Origin of the sequence: Streptomyces sp. NPDC092045, from assembly GCF_044756005.1 — a bacterium.
GTDB lineage: Bacteria > Actinomycetota > Actinomycetes > Streptomycetales > Streptomycetaceae > Streptomyces.
In genome coordinates, this window is sequence record NZ_JBIVSC010000002.1 from 752,025 (window position 1) to 767,022 (window position 14,998).

11 protein-coding genes are annotated in these 14,998 nt (G+C 75.2%); 4 read left to right on the plus strand and 7 right to left on the minus strand.

Annotated features, from left to right (window positions below; translation table 11 throughout):
- Window positions 1-112 precede the first annotated feature (112 nt).
- A complete protein-coding gene (locus tag ACIQKA_RS10100) occupies window positions 113-838 on the plus strand; it encodes a DNA-binding response regulator (protein WP_402540597.1) in 726 nt (241 codons plus the stop codon).
- A 15-nt stretch (window positions 839-853) separates the two neighbouring features.
- On the opposite strand, the gene ACIQKA_RS10105 is transcribed toward ACIQKA_RS10100, so the two are convergent.
- Window positions 854-1,741: an ABC transporter permease gene (locus tag ACIQKA_RS10105; RefSeq protein WP_383149636.1), complete on the minus strand. Its 888-nt coding sequence runs from the start codon at window positions 1,739-1,741 to the stop codon at window positions 854-856.
- Complete coding sequence (locus ACIQKA_RS10110) at window positions 1,738-4,539, minus strand: alpha/beta fold hydrolase (protein WP_402540598.1); 2,802 nt, start codon at window positions 4,537-4,539, stop codon at window positions 1,738-1,740. Before ACIQKA_RS10110 ends, ACIQKA_RS10105 begins: the two co-directional genes overlap by 4 nt.
- A 199-nt stretch (window positions 4,540-4,738) precedes the next feature.
- Here ACIQKA_RS10110 and ACIQKA_RS10115 point away from each other — a divergent pair, with 199 nt between their 5' ends.
- A complete protein-coding gene (locus ACIQKA_RS10115; RefSeq protein ID WP_383149756.1) occupies window positions 4,739-5,176 on the plus strand; it encodes a GNAT family N-acetyltransferase in 438 nt (145 codons plus the stop codon).
- 269 nt (window positions 5,177-5,445) lie between these two features.
- Here the strand turns inward: ACIQKA_RS10115 and mmsA are convergent, their stop codons facing one another.
- The 4 genes from mmsA to iolC all read right to left on the minus strand — a co-directional run bounded on the left by mmsA (window position 5,446) and on the right by iolC (window position 10,940).
- Complete coding sequence (gene mmsA, locus ACIQKA_RS10120) at window positions 5,446-6,957, minus strand: CoA-acylating methylmalonate-semialdehyde dehydrogenase (protein WP_383428879.1); 1,512 nt, start codon at window positions 6,955-6,957, stop codon at window positions 5,446-5,448.
- Window positions 6,958-6,971: 14 nt separating this feature from the next.
- Entirely contained in the window at window positions 6,972-8,855 is a 1,884-nt protein-coding gene (gene iolD / locus ACIQKA_RS10125) for a 3D-(3,5/4)-trihydroxycyclohexane-1,2-dione acylhydrolase (decyclizing) (protein WP_402540599.1), read from the minus strand.
- A 148-nt stretch (window positions 8,856-9,003) separates the two neighbouring features.
- Complete coding sequence (iolB, locus tag ACIQKA_RS10130; protein WP_383428884.1) at window positions 9,004-9,858, minus strand: 5-deoxy-glucuronate isomerase; 855 nt, start codon at window positions 9,856-9,858, stop codon at window positions 9,004-9,006.
- An 11-nt stretch (window positions 9,859-9,869) separates the two neighbouring features.
- On the minus strand, window positions 9,870-10,940 hold the full coding sequence (gene iolC, locus ACIQKA_RS10135; protein ID WP_391093148.1) for a 5-dehydro-2-deoxygluconokinase: 1,071 nt from the start codon (window positions 10,938-10,940) through the stop codon (window positions 9,870-9,872).
- Window positions 10,941-11,099: 159 nt separating this feature from the next.
- Here iolC and ACIQKA_RS10140 point away from each other — a divergent pair, with 159 nt between their 5' ends.
- Window positions 11,100-12,068 carry a sugar phosphate isomerase/epimerase family protein gene (locus ACIQKA_RS10140; protein WP_383149628.1) on the plus strand — a complete coding sequence of 323 codons (969 nt, stop codon included), beginning with the start codon at window positions 11,100-11,102 and terminating at the stop codon, window positions 12,066-12,068.
- 274 nt (window positions 12,069-12,342) lie between these two features.
- Complete coding sequence (locus ACIQKA_RS10145) at window positions 12,343-12,540, plus strand: helix-turn-helix transcriptional regulator (protein WP_383149626.1); 198 nt, start codon at window positions 12,343-12,345, stop codon at window positions 12,538-12,540.
- Between the two features lie 92 nt (window positions 12,541-12,632).
- Here ACIQKA_RS10145 and ACIQKA_RS10150 read toward each other — a convergent pair whose 3' ends face one another.
- Window positions 12,633-14,948, minus strand: coding sequence for an MMPL family transporter (locus ACIQKA_RS10150; protein ID WP_402540601.1), 2,316 nt, complete (start codon window positions 14,946-14,948; stop codon window positions 12,633-12,635).
- Window positions 14,949-14,998 lie beyond the last annotated feature (50 nt).

Consider the following 14,998-nt stretch of genomic DNA (forward strand, 5'->3'; position numbering starts at 1 on the left):
ACACGGGTGAACTCCGGTGGCATGGATTCGCCATCCTTCTCAACAGGGGTTGTCACCGTGTGCAGTCACATGCGTACATGGAGTGGACATCGATCGGCGGGGGTGGTCAGCGGTGGCAGAGAGCGCGGGCTCCGTGATGCTCGCCCGTTCGGCGATGAACCGGGCCGCGGCCGAGGGACGGCGACCCGTGGGGCGTCCGGTCCGGGGCGCGCGGCGCATCAGTGCCGCGCTCGCCGGGCTGGCCGCCTCCACCCGGCACGAGCTGCTGACCTTCGACGATCCGGTCGCGTCCGCGGGCTACGCGATCCCCGAGCCGTTCCTGGAGCTGGCGGGAGCGTGCATGCGGGCCGCGGCGGAGCGGGCCGACGAGGTGCGGAGGATCATCCCGCGGCACGCGCTGCCCCGGCTCGGGGAGGGGCTCCGGGTCCCCGGGCAGGCCCGGCTGGTGGAGGCGATCCCGTTCAAGATGATCCTCGTCGACCGGACGGTGGCGGCGATCCCGCTCGATCTGGAGCTGCTCTACAACGGACTGCTGCTGATCCGCGACCCGGTGGTGGTGCAGGCCCTCGTCCGGGCCCACCAGATCTGCTGGGCGCTGGCCGAGGACCCGGCGGCCTGCGCGGTGCCGTCCCCGTCGCCGCCGCCGGACGACCTGCCGCCCCAGCTGCGGCCGGTGCTCGACGCCCTCCTCGCGGGGCTGACGGACGAGACGGCGGCGGCCCGGCTCGGCATGTCCGCGCGGACCTACAGCCGGCGGGTCGGCGAGCTGATGGCGGCCCTCGGCACGACGAGCCGCTTCCGCGCGGGTGCGGAAGCGGCTCGCAGGGGGTGGTTGTGAGGGCCGTTCACCCGGTCAGGACACGATGTCCTTGCGGGCGAAGCCCCGGAAGGCGAGGGCGAAGAGGACCAGGGCGTACGTCAGGGAGATCGCCGTGCCCTTCACCATGCCGCCCCACTCCAGCTGGGGCTGGAGCGCGTCGATCCAGGCGAACTGCCAGTGCGCGGGCAGGAAGTCGCGCCAGTCGCCGAGCGCGGTGACGGCGTCCAGGACGTTGCCGACGATGGTGAGGCCGACGGCGCCGCCCACCGCGCCGAGCGGGGCGTCGGTGCGGGTGGACAGCCAGAAGGCGAGCCCGGCGGTGACCAGTTGGGAGGCGAAGACGAAGGCGACGGCGATCGCGATCCTCAGCAGGGCGTCCCCGGCCGGCACCGAGCCGCCGGTCGGCAGCTGAAGCGGGCCCCAGCCGTAGGCGACCGTGCCCGCCGCCAGGGCCACCAGCGGGAGGAGGAGCATCGCGGCCGCGCTGTAGCCGAGCGCGACCGCCAGCTTCGAGGCGAGGAGCCGGGACCGGGGCACGGGCGCGGCGAGCAGGTAGCGCAGCGAGGACCAGCTCGCCTCGGAGGCCACCGTGTCCCCGCAGAACAGCGCCACGGGGACGACGAGCAGGAAGCCGGCCGAGACGAAGAGGCAGGTGGCCGCGAAGTTGGCGCCCGAGGTCGTCGCCGTGTCGATCAGGGAGACGCGGCCGTCGCGGTCGCCGTCCCCGGTGCCGCCGATCGCGAAGGCCGCGATCAGGACGAACGGCAGGGCGACCAGGATGCCGCCCATCACCAGGGTGCGGCGCCGCTTCCACTGGCGCAGGATCTCGACGCGCAGCGGCAGGGTGCGTCCGGGCCGGTAGCCGGGCGCGGCCTCGGCCGGGGCTTCGGTCGCGAGGGTGCTGGGGGTGGCGCTGCTCATGCGGCTCCTCCTCCGATCAGGGTCAGGAACGCGTCCTCCAGGCGCCGGTGCGGGCCGACCCCGGTCAGCGGCACGTCCAGGCGGACGAGTTCGCCGATGAGGGCGGTCGCGTCGGCGCCGTCGAGCCGGACCAGGAGTCCGGCGTCGGTGCGGGCGGCCGAGCCGACGCCCGGCAGGGCGCCGATCTTCTCGACGAGGGCGTCCGGGAGGGCGGGGACGGGAGCGCCGTCGGGGGTGCGTTCGGCGAGGGTCACGAGGAGGGTGTCGCCGGAGCCGGTGATCTCCGCGACCGGGCCGGCCTGCACGAGCTGCCCCCGGTCCATGACGACGAGGTGGGTGCAGGACTGCTCGACCTCCGCGAGGAGGTGGCTGGAGACGATGACGGTGCGGCCCCCGGCCGCGTACCGGATCATCACCTCGCGCATCTCGCGGATCTGCGGCGGGTCGAGTCCGTTGGTCGGCTCGTCCAGGATCAGCAGGTCCGGCAGGCCGAGCATGGCCTGGGCGAGGGCGAGGCGCTGCCGCATGCCCTGCGAGTAGGTCCGCACGGCGCGGTCCAGTGCGCCGCCCAGGTTCGCGATCCGCAGGGCCTCGTCGACGTGGGCGTCCCCGGCGGGGCGGCCGGTGGCCTTCCAGTACAGGTCGAGGTTCTCCCGGCCCGACAGGTGCGGCAGGAAGCCGGCGCCCTCGACGAAGGCGCCGACGCGGGAGAGGACCGGGGCGCCGGGCCGGATCGCCTGGCCGAAGACCCGGATCTCGCCCTCGTCGGGGGCGATCAGGCCCATCAGCATGCGCAGGGTGGTGGTCTTGCCGGCGCCGTTCGGGCCGAGGAGGCCGAGGACCTGGCCCCGCTCGACCCGGAAGGAGAGGTCCTTGACGCTGTACCTCTCGCCGCCCTTGTACTTCTTGGACAGGCCGGTGATCAGGAGCGGTACGGAGACGAGTTCCGGGTCGGGGGCGGGTGCGGCGGTCCGGCGGCGGGCCGTGAAGAGCAGGACGGCGGCGACGGCCAGGCCGATCAGCGGCAGGCCCCACACCCACCACGGCAGGCCGGCGGCCCGGGTGGTGAGACCGGGCGCGGTGGGCACGGTCAGCGGGCCCTCGACGGCGACGGTGTAGGCGGCGGGGGTGACCGGGGAGGCGTAGCCGAGGTCGGTGGCGGCGACGACGAGCCGCAGCCGGTGCCCGGCCTCCACCTCGTGGTCGATCGCGGGCAGCGTCAGGGTGACGTCGCGGCCCGTCCGGGCACCCTCGACGCGGACGGGGGCGACGAGCTGGGAGGGCAGCACCTGCTGCCGTCCGTCGGGGCCGACGTCGTACACCTTGGCGAAGAGGACGGCGGAGCCGTCGTCGGCGGTCGAGGAGACCTTGACGCGGACGGTCGGCGCGCCGGTGATCCGCAGCGCCTCCGTCCGCGGCTTCGCGTCGAAGCGGGCGTGCTGGCCGGGGAAGTCGAGGGAGAGGCCGACGCCGAGGGAGGAGAGGCCGGAGAGTCCGCCGCCGAGGCCGGGAACGGCGGAGACGGCGGGCGGCGCGGCGCCCGGCGGGTTGGCGAAGGTCTGCGGCGCGCCGGCGAGGGGGACGGCCGCGGTGCCGGCGGCGAGGCCCGGGTAGCGGTCGGCGGTCGCGGCGCGCAGGGTCGCCCGGCCGTTGGTGGAGTCGACGCCGCCGGTGCGGCTGACGCGGAAGGCGGGGCCGGTGTCGGCGGAGGCGTCCCGCTTCAGCCAGCGGTCGAACCAGGCGCCGACGCGCCGCTCGACGCGCTCGGTCTCCTGGTCGCCGCCGTCGTGGCCGCCGGCGGTCCAGTCGACGGCGACGGGGGCGCCGTTGGCGGTGACGGCGCGGGCCATGGCGTCGGACTGGGCGAGGGTGAACAGCGAGTCGGACCGGCCCTGCACGAGCAGCGCGGGCACCTTGATCCGGTCGCCGACGGCGGAGGGGCTGCGGGCTTCGAGCAGGGCGCGGGCGGCGGCGTCCGGCTTCCCGGAGACGGCGACGCGCTGGTAGAGCGAGCACAGCTCGGCGGTGAACCGGCCGCAGGCCGGGGGCTTCCCGGGAGCGGGGGCCCTGCCGGGCGCGGCGGGCGTCCTCCCCGATCCGGCGGCGGTGGCTCCGCCGGCGGCGGGGGCGTCACCGGGTGCGGGCGTCTCGCCGGTGGCGGGTCCGTCGCCCGCGCCCGGCCCGATCCCGGCGCCCGCGCCGTTCCCGGCGGAGAAGAAGATCCCGGCCCAGAGCTTCTTGAAGACGCCGTTCGGGAAGAGCGCGTCGGCGAGGTTCCAGTACGTGATCCGGGGGGCGATCGCGTCCACGCGCGGGTCGTGCCCGGCGGCGAGCAGGGAGACCGCGCCGCCGTAGGAGGCGCCGCTGACGCCGACGCGCGGGTCACCGGCCTTGTCGAGGAGGACCTCGGGCCGGCCGGCGAGCCAGTCGATCAGCCGGCTGACGTCCTTCACCTCGTGCTCGGGGTCGTTGAGGCCGATCTCGCCCGTGGAGACGCCGAAGCCGCGGGCGGACCAGGTGAGGACGGCGTAGCCCTCGCGGGCCAGGCCCTCGGCCTGGTCGCGGACGTCCTCCTTGGAGCCGCCGAAGCCGTGGCCGAGCAGGACGGCGGGCCTGCGCCCGTCGCCGTCGCCGGTGAAGTACGAGGTGTCGAGCCGTACGCCGTCGACGTCGAGCGTCCGGTCCGCGCGGTGCACGGGCGGTGGATCGTCCGAGGCGACGGCGGTCCAGGTGCCGGCACCCGCGAGGACGGTGAGCGCGGCGGTGACCGCGGCCCACCGGGGAAGTCGGAGTCGCATGGTCCCGAGCCTAAGCGGGCCCGCCGCGGACCACGGCTCCCGAAAGGCGGAGGTCCCGCACCTCCTGGGGTCGTACGGAGTACGGTCCGCGTACCGCAGGCGCGGTACGCGGGGGCGCCGCGCCGATCGGACCGGATCCGGGGGCGGCGCCCGGCACGATCGGCGGGGCGCACGCCCCGGGTCCCATGGAGGAGACGTGATCGAGATCCGGCGGGCGACGACGGCGGCCGAGCTGCTCGCGGCGGAGCACCTCTACGACGGCCCGGCGCGGGAGGAGTGGGCGGACCGCTTCCTGGCGGCGCCGGGGCACCTGATGCTCATCGCCTACGCGGAGGACGGCTTCCCGGCCGGTTTCGTGTCCGGGGTCGAGATGACCCACCCGGACAAGGGGACGGAGATGTGCCTCTACGAACTGTCCGTGGACGAGGGCCACCGGCGGCGCGGCACGGGCCGGGCGCTGACGGAGGCCCTGCTCGCGGCGGCCCGGGAGCGCGGCTGCGGGGGCGCCTGGGTGGGCGTGGACACGGACAACGGCCCCGCCCTCGCGACCTACCGCGCGGCCGGGGCGGCGGACGAGGGGGTGTTCGCGATGCTGGGCTGGCCCCTGCCGACCGGGGAGGCGCCGCCTCCGGCCTGAAGCGGCGGCGGGTCACGGCGGTGGTCGGTGGGGCGGTGGGTGGTACGGCGGTGGGGCGGTGGCCGGTACGGCGGTACGGCGGTGGGGCGGTGGGGCGGTGGCCGGTACGGCGGTGGGGCGGTGGGCGGTAAGGCGGTGGTGATCGGCGCGGCGGCGGGTCGCGGCGGTGGCAGGCGCGGCGGTACGGGGACGGGGCGGAACGCCGACGGCCCCCGGGGCGCGGGTGCGCCCCGGGGGCCGTGCTCGACGCTCGTGCCCCGCCCGTCCCGTCAGTGGTTGCGCGGGAAGCCCAGGTCGACGCCGGCCGGGGCGTCGGACGGGTCGGGCCAGCGGGTGGTGACGACCTTGCCCCGGGTGTAGAAGTGCACGCCGTCGTTGCCGTAGATGTGGTGGTCGCCGAAGAGCGAGTCCTTCCAGCCGCCGAAGGAGTGGTAGCCCACCGGGACCGGGATCGGGACGTTGACGCCGACCATGCCGGCCTCGACCTCCAGCTGGAAGCGGCGGGCCGCGCCGCCGTCGCGGGTGAAGATCGCGGTGCCGTTGCCGAACGGCGAGGCGTTGATGAGGGCGAGGCCCTCCTCGTACGTCTCGGTGCGCAGCACGCACAGGACCGGGCCGAAGATCTCGTCCCGGTAGGCCTTGGCCGTGGTGGGGACGCGGTCCAGGAGGGAGAGGCCGATCCAGTGCCCGTCCTCGTGGCCGTCGACGGTGTGGCCGGTGCCGTCGAGGACGACCTCGCAGCCCTCGTCCGCCGCGCCGTGCACGTAGGAGGCGACCTTGTCGCGGTGGGCGGCCGTGATGAGCGGGCCCATCTCGGAGGCGGGGTCGGTGCCGGGGCCGATCTTGATCTTCTCGGCGCGCTCGCGGATCTTGTCCACCAGCTCGTCCGCGATCGAGCCGACGGCGACGACCGCCGAGATCGCCATGCAGCGCTCGCCGGCCGAGCCGTACGCCGCCGAGACGGCCGCGTCGGCCGCCGCGTCGAGGTCGGCGTCCGGGAGGACCAGCATGTGGTTCTTGGCGCCGCCGAGCGCCTGGACGCGCTTGCCGTTGGCGGAGGCGGTGGTGTGGATGTGCCGCGCGATCGGGGTGGAGCCGACGAAGGAGATCGCGGCGACGTCCGGGTGCTCCAGGAGGCGGTCCACGGCCACCTTGTCGCCGTGCAGGACGTTGAAGACGCCGTCCGGCAGGCCGGCCTCGGCGAGCAGCTCGGCGATCTTCAGGGACGGGGAGGGGTCCTTCTCGCTCGGCTTGAGGACGAAGGTGTTGCCGGTCGCGATGGCGATCGGGAACATCCACATCGGCACCATGGCCGGGAAGTTGAACGGCGTGATGCCGGCGACGACGCCGACCGGCTGGCGGATGGACGCCACGTCCACCCGGTTCGACACCTGGGTGGAGAGCTCGCCCTTGAGCTGGGTGGTGATGCCGCAGGCCAGGTCGACGATCTCCAGGCCGCGCGCGACCTCGCCGAGCGCGTCGGAGTGCACCTTGCCGTGCTCGGCGACGATCAGCTCGGCGATGGCGTCGCGGTTCGCGTCGAGCAGCGCGCGGAACGCGAAGAGGATCGTGGTGCGCTGGGCCAGCGAGGAGGTGCCCCAGGTGGCGAAGGCGGCCTTGGCGGCGGCCACCGCCGCGTCGACCTCCTCGACGGAGGCGAGCGCGACCCGGGTGGTCACGGCGCCGGTGGCCGGGTCCGTGACCGGCCCCCAGTTGCCCGACGTGCCCTCGACGGCCTTGCCACCGATCCAGTGGTCGACGGTCTTGACGGTGTTCGTCATGACGAAATGCTCCTTCAGAGATGGCGGCGTCGGGCGGTGACGTGCCGGTCGTACTCCTCCCGGGCCGTGACCGCCGACGGGCGGGTCGAGGTCTCGGCCACGGGCACATCCCACCACGCCGCGGCCGGGGGCGGGCCCGACACTGTGTCGGGCGTTTCGGTCTCGACGTAGACACATGTGGGAACCGTCGCCGCCCGCGCCTCCGCGAGGGCTTCCCGCAGGTCACGGACGGTGCGGGGGCGCAGCACCCGCATGCCGAGGGAGGCGGCGTTGGCGCCGAGGTCGACCGGGAGCGGCGGCCCGGTGAAGCCGCCGTCCGCGTCCCGGTACCGGTAGTCGGTGCCGTACCGCTCGGCGCCGACGGCCTCCGAGAGGCCGCCGATGGAGGCGTACCCGTGGTTCTGGAGGACGACGAGCCTCAGCGGCAGGCGCTCCTGCACGGCGGTGACGATCTCGGTGGGATTCATCAGGTACGTCCCGTCCCCGACGAGCGCCCAGACGGGCCGGCCGGGGGCGGCGAGGAGGACGCCGATCGCCGCGGGGATCTCGTATCCCATGCAGGAGTAGCCGTACTCGACGTGGTACTGGTCGGCGGAGCGGGGCCGCCAGAGCCTGTGGAGGTCGCCGGGGAGCGATCCGGCGGCGTTGATCAGGATGTCGCTCGCGTCGACCAGGGTGTCGAGTGCGCCGAGGACCTGGGCCTGGGTGGGGCGGGCGTCCTCGTCGGGAACGGCGTACGCGGCGTCGACCCGCCGCTGCCAGTCCCGCTTGGCGGCGGCCCACTCCTCCGGGTCCCGCGACCGGTGGCCGCCGAGCGCCCCGGTGAGGGCGGTCAGGCCCTCGCGGGCGTCGGCGACGAGCGGCAGCGCGGCCTGCTTGTGGGCGTCGAAGCCGGTGACGTTGAGGTTGAGGAAGCGGGCGCCCCCGGGGAAGAGGGTCCCGGAGGCGGTGGTGAAGTCGGTGTACCGGGTGCCGACGCCGATGACGAGGTCGGCGGTGCGGGCCAGGGCGTCGGCGGTCTCCGTGCCGGTGTGGCCGACGCCGCCGACGTCGCAGGGGTGGTCGTACGGCAGGACGCCCTTGCCCGCCTGGGTGGTGGCGACGGGCAGGCCGGTCCGTTCGGCGAAGGTCCGCAGGGCCTCCTCGGCGCCGCTGTACCGCACGCCGCCGCCCGCGACGACCAGGGGCCGTTCGGCGGCCTTCACGGCCCGTACGGCCGCGTCGAGTTCGCCCCGGTCGGGGCGGGGGCGGCGGACGCGCCAGGTCCGCTCGGCGAAGAACTCCTCGGGCCAGTCGTGCGCCTCCGCCTGCACGTCCTGGGGCAGGGCGAGGGTCACGGCGCCGGTCGCGGCCGGGTCGGCGAGGACCCGTACGGCTTCGAGGGCGGCCGGGACCAGGGCCTCGGGACGGACGACCCGGTCGAAGTACACCGAGACGGGCCGCAGGCAGTCGTTGACGGACACGTCCCCCGCGCACGGGAGTTGGAGCTGCTGGAGGACGGGGTCGGCGGGGCGGGTCGCGAAGGTGTCGCCGGGGAGGAGCAGGACGGGGAGGTGGTCGATCGTGGCGAGGGCGGCGCCGGTGACGAGGTTGGTGGCGCCGGGGCCGATGGAGGTGGTGACGGCGTGCGCGGAGAGCCGGTTCGACTGGCGGGCGTGGCCGACGGCGGCGTGCACCATGGCCTGTTCGCTGCGGCCCTGGTGGAAGGGCATGGCGGCGGGGTCCCCGGGCCGCGCGGCGCTCTCGACGAGCGCCTGGCCGATCCCGGCGACGTTCCCGTGGCCGAAGATCCCCCAGGTGGCGGCGATCAGGCGGCGGCGCTCGCCGTCGCGCTCGGTGTACTGGGCGGCGAGGAACCGGACGAGGGCCTGGGCGGTGGTCAGCCGGACGGTGCTCATGCGCGCCTCCGCGTGCGCCCGGGGGCCGGCCGTGCGCTGTCCGGGCGCGGCTCCCCGCTGTCCCGCGGGGCCGGCCGTGCGCTGCTCGCGCGTGCCTCCCCGCCGTCCCGCGGGGCCGACCGTGCGCTGCTCGCGCGGACGCCTTCGTTCACGCGTACCCCTCCGTGTGCTCCGGGTGGAAGCTGATCCTCCACTCCCGTTCGGGCCCGGGGCCCGCCATGACGTTGAGGTAGTAGAGGGCGTGGCCCGGCTGGGCGATCGAGGGGCCGTGCCAGCCGTCGGGGACGAGGACGGCGTCGCCGTGGCGGACCTCGGCGAGCAGGTCGGCGCCGCCGGGCCGGGAGGGCGAGATCCGCTGGTAGGCGAGGCCGTGCGGGCCCTCGACCTCGTAGTAGTAGATCTCCTCCAGGACGGACTCGGCGCCGGGGCGGTGCTCGTCGTGCTTGTGCGGCGGGTAGGAGGACCAGTGGCCGCCGGGCGTGACGACCTCGACGGCGATGAGCCGGTCGCAGCCGAAGGCGTCGGCGGAGGCGAAGTTCCGCACCTCGCGGGCGCGGTCGCCGCTGCCCCGGGTCTCGACGGGAACCTCCGGCGCGGGGCCGTAGCGGGCGGGGAGTCGTCGCTCGCACTTCGCTCCTGCCAAAGCGAAGCGGCCCCCCGCGCCGGAGGCGATCTGGGCGTGGGCGTCGCGCGGTACGTAGGCGAAATCGGTCACCCCGTCGAACACGCTCGCGCGGCCCCGGAGTTCGAAGATCCCGCCGTCGACGCGCACGCTACAGGCACCGGCGAGGGGAAGCACGGTCCATTCGGAATCCCCGCTCGCGAAGGAGTGGAGCTGCCCCGGCCCGAGGGTGAGCACGCGGAGCGCGGAGTACGTCCATCCGGCCCGCTCGGGGTCGACGTCGACCGCGTACGGGCCCCGGGCGGCGGTCCCGGCGGGGAGGTGCAGGGAGGCGGGGCGGGCGGCGCGGTGGGCGTCGGGGGGCTCGGGGCTGGGGCTCATGGCGGACATCCCTACCCCTTTTCCGGCGGTGTTCCCGTACCGGTCGCACCCGTTCCGCCCGTATCCGTACCCGCCCCCGCGCCTGTGCCGGTCGGCCCCGTTCCGCCCGTGCCGATCGTCCCCGTCCCCCGGGCGAGGGCCTCCGCGATCTCCGCCGGGTCCGGCATGGCGGAGGAGCAGGCGAGCCGGCCCGCGACGATCGCGCCGGCGGCGTTGGCCCGGCGCAGGGTCTCTTCGAGGTCCGGGCCGGCGAGGAGGCCGTGGACGAGCGCCCCGCCGAACGCGTCGCCCGCGCCCAGGCCGTTGACGACCTCCACCGGCAGCGGCGGCACCTCGGCGCGGGTGCCGTCGGCGGCGAGCGCGAGGACGCCCTTCGGGCCCTGTTTGACGACGGCGAGCCGGACGGCGCCGCCGTCGGAGGCGAGCAGGGCGCGGGCGGCGGCCTCCGGGTCCCGCTCCCCCGTCGCGACCTCGCACTCGTCGAGGTTGCCGACGGCGACGGTGGTGTGGCGCAGGGCCTCGGCGTAGTACGGGCGGGCCTCGGCCGGGTCCGTCCAGAACATCGGCCGCCAGTCCAGGTCGAACACGGTGGTCCTCCCGGCGCCCCCGTCCCCGCCCCCCTCGCCGGCGCCGGACCTGGCCCGCAGCGCCTCCAGGGTCGCGGTGCGGCTCGGCTCGGCGCACAGGCCGGTGCCGGTGGCCCAGAAGACCCGGGCGGCGCGGATCGCCGCGAGGTCCAGCTCGTGCGGGTGGATCTCCAGGTCGGGGGCCTTGGGCAGCCGGTAGAAGTAGAGCGGGAAGTCGTCGGGCGGGAAGACCTCGCAGAAGGTGACGGGTGTGGGGTACGCGGCGGCCTCCGTCACCCAGCGGTCGTCCACGCCGAAGCCCTTGAGCTCCCGGTGCAGGAAGGTGCCGAAGGGGTCGGCGCCGGTGCGGGAGACGAGCGCGGTGCGCAGGCCGAGCCGGGCGGCGGCGACGGCCACGTTGGCCGGGGAGCCGCCGAGGAACCTGCCGAAGGTCTCGACCCGGTCGAGCCCGACGCCGGTCTGGAGCGGATAGAGGTCCACGCCGAGGCGCCCCATGGTGATCAGGTCGTACGGCTCCGTCTCCACGCGCCTCCTCCCGCCCTCGGCCCCGTCCCCAGGTCTAATCCCCTACCCGGAGGGTGTCAACGACATGTCCGGACATGCGGACCGACGGCGCGCTTGACGGTGTCCCCAGCCCCGGTCAGGGTGACTGTCATGACGAAGCCGTCCCCGCAGCCCTCGTCCCGGCCGTCCCCGTCTCCGGCGCCTTCCCCGTCTCCGGCGCCCTCCGCGCCCTCCAGGATCAGGGTCGGGTCCGCCCCCGACTCGTGGGGCGTGTGGTTCCCCGACGATCCCCGGCAGGTGCCCTGGCAGCGCTTCCTCGACGAGGTGGCGGGCGCGGGGTACGAGTGGATCGAACTCGGCCCGTACGGCTATCTGCCCACCGATCCGGCGGTGCTCGCGGAGGAGACCGCCCGGCGCGGTCTGCGGGTCTCGGCGGGGACGGTCTTCACCGGGCTGCACCACGGCCCGGACGTCTGGGACCGGACCTGGGCGCACGTCGCCGAGAACGCGGCCCTGGCGCAGGCGATGGGGGCGGGCCACCTGGTCGTCATCCCGTCGTTCTGGCGGGACGACCGGACGGGCGAGGTCCTGGAGGACCCGGTCCTGACCGCCGGTCAGTGGCGGGACCTGACGCGGCTCACGGAGCGCCTGGGCCGGGAGGTGCGCGAGCGGTACGGCCTGCGGATCGTCGTCCACCCGCACGCGGACACGCACCTGGACGGCGAGGAGAGCGTGACGCGCTTCCTGGACGCCACCGACCCGGAGGCGGTCTCGCTCTGTCTGGACACCGGGCACTACGCGTACGCCGGCGGGGACAGCGTCGGGCTGATCGAGGCCTACGGCGAGCGGATCGGCTATCTGCACCTGAAGCAGGTCGACCCGGCGGTCCTGGCGGAGGTGGTGGCCTCGGGGACGCCGTTCGGCCCGGCGGTGGCGCGGGGCGTGATGTGCGAACCGCCGTCCGGGGTGCCCGCCCTGGAGCCGGTGCTCGCCGCCGCCCGCGCCCTGGACGTGGACCTCTTCGCCATCGTCGAGCAGGACATGTACCCGTGCGACCCCGACGTGCCGTACCCGATCGCCCTGCGCACCCGGCGCTTCCTCCGCTCCTGCGGGGTGTGACCGGGCCTCTGCCGTCCGCCTACCGCACCGGTCCGGGGCGGCGCACGCGGACACACCGGTGGTCCGATGCGTCACTTCCGTCACACGCGTCCCTCCTTCGTCACGCTTTTCTCCGTTACGCGGGTTTCCCGTCACAGGCGCGTGACAGCCGTTCTCCTCCGGTCTGAGGGGGCCGTTGCAGGGGGCACAGGCTCAGTGATCGCCGACGCCCACCCGCAGCGCCCCCGAACGGCACCCCCGCCGCCGCTGCGCGGTGCGCAGGGAGGTACGAGGCATGACGGACAAGAGGCTCTGGTCGTACAAGGACATCGCGGCGCACATCCGGGTGCAGCCGGACACCGTCCGCTCCTATCGGAAGCACGGACTGCTCCCGCCGCCCGACCACGTCGAGTCGGGCAAGCCCTTCTGGTACGCGGACACGATCCGCGTCTGGGTCGCGAGCCGCCCCGGCAACCGGACCCGCCGCGACTGACCCCGCACCCGCACCCGCCTGACGCCGGGTCCCGGATCCCCCTCCGGGACCCGGCGTCCTGTCGTGAGGGGGCCGCCGGGCGCGTGACGGGTTCAGCGGGCGGCGCTGTACTCCTTGTCCCTGCCGCCGGCGGTCTCCTCCGTGGCGGCGGGGCCGGCCGGGGCGTCGGACTCGCTGAGGCCGAAGCGGTCGTGGAAGCGGCGCAGCGGCCCCGGGGCCCACCAGGTGAGGCGGCCGGTCAGCTTCATCACGGAGGGGACGAGGAGGCTGCGGACCACCATCGCGTCCATGAGGACGGCGAGGGCGACCCCGAGGCCGAGCATCTTGGTGTTGGTGACGCGGGCGGTGCCGATGGCCACCATGACGACGGCGAGGATGACGGCGGCGGCGGTGATCAGGCCGCCGGTGCGGCTCAGGCCGAAGCGGACGGAGTGCTCGTGGTCGCCGGTGGCGTCGTACTCCTCCTTGATCCGGGAGAGCAGGAACACCCCGTAGTCCATGGAGAGCCCGAAGGCCACGCAGAACATGAGCACGGGCAGGGTGGTCTCGATGTCGCCGGTGGGGGTGAAGCCGAGGAGCCCGGCGAGGTGCCCGTCCTGGAAGACCCAGACGACGGCGCCGAACATGGCCGTGAGGCTCAGGGCGTTGAGGACGACGGCCTGGACGGGGATGACGACGCTTCCGGTGAGCAGGAAGACCAGGAGCAGGGTGACGAGGACGATGGCGCCCGCCGCCCAGGGCAGCCGCTCGGCTATGGCGTCCTTGGAGTCGGCCAGGACGGCGGCCGGGCCGGTGACGGAGGTGTCGAACGGCGCCCGGGCGGCCCGCAGCTCTCCGACGACCCGCTGGGCCCCGGCGCCGACGGCCTCGCCGTCGGGCACGACGGTGAAGTAGGCGCGGGCGGAGTCGCCGCCGCCGGCGGTGACCGGTCCGTCGGCCCGGCCGACGCCGTCGATGACCTCGATGCGCTCGCGGAAGGCCTTGTACTGGGCGGGGGTGGCCGGGCCCTCGGCGAGGACGGTGATCCCGCCGCCGGGGTCGCCGGGGAAGCCGTTCCGCAGCTCGTCCTGGACGATCCGGGAGGAGGCGGTGACGGGGAGCTGGCGGTCGTCGGCCGTACCGAACTTCACGCCGAGGAAGGGCAGTCCGAGGAGGACGAGTCCGGCGGTGGTGAGGACGGCGAAGACGGGCGCCCTGCGCATCACCAGGCCGGCGGCGCGCGCCCAGCCCGCGCCGGAGGCGTCCTCGCGGGGCTCCCGGCCGCGCCGGACCAGGCGCCGCAGGTCGAGGGCGTCGACCCGGTGGCCGAGCAGCACGAGGGCCGCCGGGAGCAGGGTGAGCGCGGCGGTGGCGGCGAGGAGGACGACCGCGATCCCGGCGTAGGCGAAGGAGCGCAGGAAGTACTGCGGGAAGACCAGCATCGCGGCGAGCGAGACGGCGACGGTCAGGGCGGAGAAGAGCACGGTCCGCCCGGCCGTGCGCAGGGTGGTGCGGACGGCGGTGCGGGGGTCGGCGCCGGCGGCGAGCTCCTCGCGGTAGCGGCGGACGACGAACAGGGCGTAGTCGATGGCGAGTCCGAGACCGAGCGCGGTGGTCAGGTTCTGCGCGAAGACGGAGACGTCGGTGAACTCGGTGAGGCCGCGCAGGATCGCGTTGGTGCCGAGGATGGCGACGATGCCGACGCCGAGGGGCAGCAGGGCGGCGACGGCACTGCCGAAGACCATGACGAGCAGGACGAGGGTGAGGGGCAGGGCGATGAGCTCGGCCCGCAGCAGGTCCTCCTCGATGAGCGTCTGCATCTCGTGGCGGACGGCGAGTTCGCCGCCGAGCGCGACCTCGACGGGGCCGTGGACGCCCCGGTAGGCGGGGGCGATCCGGTCCAGGAGCTCCGCGGCCTCCTTCTCCTCGCCGGTGATCCGGGCGGCGATCACGGCCTTGCGGCCGTCCTCGGAGCGGAGGGCGGGCGAGCCGGTGGACCAGTAGGAGCCGACGCCCTCGACGCCCGGCTCGGCTTCGAGCCGCTCGGCGAGCCGCCGGGCCTCGGCGGCGACGGCCGGCGCGTCGGTCCCGGCCGTGCCGGAGTCGACGAGGAGGAGCAGGTTCGGCCGGGAGCCGGGGAAGTGCCGCTCCAGGGCCTCGGACGCGTACGTGGACTCGGCGGCGGGGTCCTCCCAGCCGCCGCTGCCCATGCGGTCCGCGACCCCGCCGCCGGCCAGGACGGCGAGGGCGGTGAGCACGAGGGCCACGAGCAGGGTGAGCCGGGGCCGCGCGGTCACGAACCGCGTCCAGCCCCCGCCCCGGGGCCCGGCCGCCCCACCGCTCCGGGGCCCGCTCCCTGACCTGCCCCCACCTGCGGTTTCTCCCCCGCCGCCGGACCCGCCGGGTGCGGTTTTCTTGACTTCGGCCATGACGCGGTGTCCCCTTCACCTGACCCGTGCGCTCACGCTTCCCGGCAGGA